The organism is Eubacterium sp. 3_1_31 (assembly GCF_964249515.1).
In the GTDB taxonomy this organism is placed as follows: Bacteria; Bacillota_I; Bacilli_A; order Erysipelotrichales; family Erysipelotrichaceae; genus Longicatena; species Longicatena caecimuris.
In genome coordinates, this window is sequence record NZ_CAXUBY010000114.1 from 1 (window position 1) to 680 (window position 680).

Here is a 680-nt window from a genome sequence, read left to right on the forward strand (position 1 = left end):
AAAAAGCCCTGTCAAGAGCCTTGCCACCATTGGTGGTGCTTTGCACTCTTTACTGGGCTTTTTGTTTGCTGTATCTTCCATGCAAGAGGAAATTAAAAACCTCTGTTCCATTTCGCCTTTAGATAATCTTCATAATCTCCCTCATTAAAGTCTACTTGTGGAGAAGTATTAGGAATGTTTTTTCTGTTGTCAATATCTGCAAGTTGACGGAATATCCAATCATCATAAGGGTTGTGATATTTGTATTCTTTTGGTTGTTCTCTGTATCGGTCTAACCCTCGCATTTCCTTGTGTACTTTCATCATACGTTCTATTTTTTGACGCTGTATTAACTGTTTGATTTCCATAAGTTCTTCAATTTCTACAACCTCATTAGAAAGATAATTGCTGATGTATCTAATCAATATGGTTTCCATGTAGAATTTGTATTCGTTTTCATTATCAAAGAATTCATTTTCAGACAGATAATCTAAGGAAACATTGAAGTCCTGTTCCCGTTTGATAATATCCATAATATATGGCTCGGTATGGTCGATATACTTCCATTCTCCCGACAATAATTCATTGGGCGTTACACCCAGCACGTCCATTATCTTTTCCAGCGTATCAAAGGTAGGATAATTCACACCACGTTCAATCTTGGAAAGGCTCTGCATATTGATACCGATTTTGTCCGCAAG

The 680-nt window shown here is 36.9% G+C and carries 1 protein-coding gene; it reads right to left on the reverse strand.

Annotated features, from left to right (window positions below):
- Positions 1 to 92: 92 nt before the first annotated feature.
- Positions 93 to 680, reverse strand: a 588-nt coding sequence (locus ACESSZ_RS16480; protein ID WP_499842911.1) for a helix-turn-helix domain-containing protein, incomplete at its 5' end; no start/stop codon positions are given.